Annotated in this window: 2 protein-coding genes; both read left to right on the top strand. The window is 37.1% G+C overall.

Translation table 11 applies throughout. The features are described 5' to 3' along the window. Positions 1-985 (top strand): DUF1573 domain-containing protein (locus tag Q0L68_RS16630; RefSeq protein ID WP_296705319.1); only part of this gene is annotated, 985 nt, incomplete at its 5' end. Positions 986-1,081: 96 nt separating this feature from the next. Then, the coding region (locus tag Q0L68_RS16625; RefSeq protein WP_296705318.1) for a right-handed parallel beta-helix repeat-containing protein at positions 1,082-4,684 on the top strand (3,603 nt) is incomplete at its 3' end.

Genomic DNA, 4,684 nt, shown 5'->3' with positions numbered 1-4,684 from the left:
TAAAGTTGATTTAGGGACGGTTTTTGAAGAGCAAGGGAAGCAAATTGCCGAATTTGAATTTACTCATACTCAGGATTCACTTTTTTACATTGAGGATGTCTGGACAGATTGTGGCTGTACAACAGTAGATTTTACGAAGGACACACTCGAGGTAGGGGAATCCGGTACACTCCAAGTTTCTTTTGATCCCTCTTCTGGGGTAGGTTATTTTAATCGATTAGTCATTGTAAAAGGGAACCTTCAGAATCTTCAAGATACCTTGTTCATAGAAGGTACAGCAATTCCATATCCGGAAAATCCTGATAAAATTTATGCTACTAAAATAGCAAATGTTGGTTTTCGGCTTCCCAAGTTGAATATGGGTGAGGTTTTTACCAACGTTCCGAAAGTTAAGATGCTGGAGTTTTACAATTTTGGAGAAGAAACTCTTTATGCAGATAGTTTAAAATTCAATGTGCCAGAGTTTATTCAAATCTCCCAAGCTACGGATTCTGTCAGGTCTCAAGAAAGGGGATTAATTCAAGTTTCTTACGATGGGATGATAAAAGGTGAGCTAGGTTTTGTAGAAGATCAATTTGCAATTTCCTGGGATTCATTATCTGTTATTCCAATTCCTGTATTGGCTGAGGTTTTTGAATATTTCCCACCTTTCTCTAAAGATGAACTTAATGTAGTACCTCAAATGGTTTTAAGTGCAAATGAGATTGATTTGAAAAATATTTCACCTAACACCATCAAGAATGAGAGAGTGGAAATTACTAATAAAGGTCAGAGAGTATTAGAAATCAGGAAAATTCAGGGGAACTGTAAATGTTTAAAACTGGAAGTTTCCAAAACTGAAATTAACCCTGGTGAATCGATAGAGCTTCGAATTACTTTTGACCCCAGCGGAAGAAAAGGAATTGATCAAAGAAATATCTATTTGTTCAGTAACGATCCAGTGAACCCAGTTCAATTGCTGATTCTTAAGAGTAGGGTTGAGTAAATATATCTGACTTGGAATAAAATTTTTAAATTGAAATTGAACTTGATAAATTCAAGTTGATTTAGTTAGTTGTAAATAATTAATTTTTAAGAGTTTATGCGTATTTGGTTCCCTGGTCTTTTATTTTTTCTTATTTCAGTTTTTTCGCTGAATGCAGCCACTAAATATGCCTCGCCTTCAGGTAGCTCTACCAATAGTGGCAATGAAGAAGGACAAGCTTGGAGTTTAGAATATGCATTGGGTCTTTCTTCACCTTTGGCACCCGGTGATTCTTTGATTCTTGTCGATGGAACCTATGAAGGGAACTACACAAGTAATTTGAATGGATCAGAGGACAACCCAATAATCGTTATTTCTCAAAGTGACGGTGGGGCAATCATTGATGTTTCAAAGAATAGAACTACCGGGACCGGTTTAATTGTTCGTGGTTCTTATACCTGGTTTATTGGGTTAAGAATCACCTCTTCTTCAACTATTAGAAATTCCGATGCTTCAAATGGCTTTGCAGATATCCTCTATGAATCCGGCGTTACAGTTTTTGGAGATAATATTAAAATCATCAATTGCTGGATTTACGATTTAGTCGGTGGTGGGGTGGAACTTTGGCGAAATGGTTTCAACAATGAAGTTTATGGTTCGGTGGTATTTAATAATGGTTCCCAAGCACCTGATAGAGGGACGGGCCATGGTTTTTATATTCAACATGCTGACCCTACACAGCCGAAAATAATTGAAAACAATATCGTTTTTCAAAATGCTTCACAAGGAATCAATTTGTACACCACGAATCCTGAAAATTTAGGGATAAAAGTAATCCGTAATGTTTCTTTCAATTCAGGAGTAATAGCCGATGTAAATTTACTTGTTCATAGACCTCCGCATAACTTTACGGTAGGTTCAAGGAATAATATTAGTTCCGAGATGGAAATCAAGGAAAATATTTTCTATAGAGACTTACAAGGATTTAGACTTAGTTCTGCGGAAGTAAGTAATGTCACCTTAGGTAGAACGTATTCTCCCAATAAAAATATAAGCTTCACTGAGAACACAGTTTTTGGCGGTGGAAATCAAGTTGAAATTCAGCCTTTAGAAGGATTGGTCTTGAAATCAAATCGCCTGTACAACGTTCATGGTAATTTCTATGCGTTCTTAGGAGATAAATCATCTTTTCCTGGAGCTGATTGGAATTCCAACAGCCTTTATAATATTGCGAATTTTCCTAGCCCCTTTAATGGTTTAAATTTTCAGGATTGGAAAGATGATTTTGGGTTTGACTTGAATTCAGAGTTTAAGTCATTTCCTGCTCAACAACAAGAGATTTTAGTTACTCAAAACAAGTATGAGCCTTCTAAATTTTATGTGACAATAATAAGTCTTAATGATGCATCTTCTGCTGTTATAGACTTTTCAAACTTTTCTTCATTTAAAGGTAGAAAGTATGAAATTATAGATTTCCAAAATCCATTTGATACAGAGCAACGCGTAAGTGGAACATACGATGGAAATACTCTTCAATTTCCGTTGAATTGGAATAAATCTTTACAACCAAAGGGAAATATGCCATTTCCAGTGGTTCATACTGATCTTACTTTCGGAACATTTTTGCTGAAATTCGAGGAGTTAGAAAATTTAGAAAACCCAATTCTTAAAGAGAATATCACATTATATCTTGATGAGGAGGGTAAAGTCCAAATTGAACTGAGTGATTTGCTTGAAAGTTATGGAACTTATTTGCCAGAGGAATTCACATTGTCACAAAATGAGTTGTCTTGTTCAGACATCCCAGAAGCTTCCATTGAAATAAATGCAAAGAAGGGGATAGGGGTTCAAGAATGGTCTGAGATAACCAAAATCTATGTCCTAGACACCATTTCACCTACCTTTTCTTTTAACAATGCTAATTTGGCATTTGACCTAGTTATAGGTTCAGTAAATTTAGATGGTCCCGATTTCGCAATTTTGGATCCTGCAGATAATTGTTCTAATGCCTTAACCTTGGAATTTGACAAATATGAAATTACCTGTGCGGATATTAATGAGGAAAGCGGTTTTGCTCAGGTGCCAGTTCAAATAACTATTAAGGATGATAATAATAATTCAACTGTAGTCAATGCCTTTGCGAATTTGAATGTTTTCGAATCAAAGAAAGTATCCTTAGAAAATACTGTAAAGCTGTTTCCAGGTCAAAATGCAGAGATAAAATTGGGAGATGAATTGGGGTATGAGGTGTTGGAATGGCAAAAATTCGAAGTGGAAATTCCAGGCGAGACTTCTAGAACCCTTGAGGTAAGTGAAGAGGGCATATATCGTGCAAAGCTTAGATTAGAATCGGGCTGTATCGTTTATTCAAAAATAGTTGAAGTAAAACTTCAGGAATTGCCTTACCCTACTATTAAAGAAAAAATAGAATTGTCTTTGAATGAAGAAGGTATCGCAACCTTAAAACCAGAAGATATTTTTGAGACTTGGCCTTTAGAGGATGAAACTATTACAATTGATATAAGTAAAACGGAATTCCTTTGCACGGATCTAGGTGAGAATCGTGTGTTAGTGACTTTGGAAAATTCAGATGGAACGATTTTAGAAGTTGAAACCATAGTAACAGTAAGGGATTTGCTCCCACCAGGATTTGTTGAAAAATTCACCCCTGTTTCATTCACCTTTGATCGGACTGTTGGTGAGCTGGTGCTGGATCCAGAGGATTTCTTTGACGAATATCCTTCAGATAATTGTGGTTCAGAGGGTATCACTATCGAGCTCAGCCAATCTACCATCACCTGTGCAGATGTAGATTCTGAACGCGAGAACTATCCAGTCACTTTTGAGATTACAGTCTCGGATGCGTCTGGAAATGCAAGATCTTTCCCGGCAACTGCAAATTTGAATCTGGTTGAGTCTATTAAAGTTTCTATCACATCAGAAGGTGTATTATACCCTGGAAGTGAAGTCAATTTGCAACTTGGAGCTGAATTGGACTACGAAGTGATTGAATGGAGAAGAAATACAAGTTTGGTTTCTGGCCAAACAGGAAAAACCCTGGCGGTTTCAGAGCCTGGAGTTTATTCAGCAGTTTTAAGGCTAGCAAGCGGTTGCTTGGTAAGTTCAGAATCCATAGAGATCAAGGTATCAGAAGTTCCGTATCCACCTGTTTTAGAATTAATTGAACTTTCATTAGATGAAAATGGGCTGGCCGAACTTTCTGCGGAGGATGTTTTCTCTTCTTGGCCTTTAGGTGATCCTAATTTGGAGATTGTCCTAAGTCTTTCCTCTTTTAACTGCGAAGATTTGGGTGAAAACCAGATTACTATTACCATAAAAAATGAAGCAGGTACAGAATGGGTTGAAGAATCGGTAGTAAAAGTCGAGGATAAATTGCCTCCTGTTATTGTTACAAAAGATATTGAAGTAGTTCTTGATCGGGTGGTAGGTTCAATCTCTTTGAATCCTGAAGACTTTATCGAATCGATCCGTGATAACTGCGAGATTGAGGAAGTTACATTAAACAAAACTGAGTTGACTTGCGAGGACATTGGCAAGGAATTTAGCGTGGAGCTAAGAGTAGTTGATACCTCCGGAAATGTAACCGAGTCTCTTGCTTCAATCCGAGTGACTGGTACGGTAAGTTCGCCAGTAAGCATTAGTGGTGAAGATCAGATTTGCGAAGGCGAAACTTCAGAAATTAATCTCTCTTCAGAAGCT

This window comes from Algoriphagus sp. (assembly GCF_024642405.1).
Classification (GTDB): domain Bacteria; phylum Bacteroidota; class Bacteroidia; order Cytophagales; family Cyclobacteriaceae; genus Algoriphagus.
This window is presented reverse-complemented; position numbering and strand designations above follow the sequence as displayed.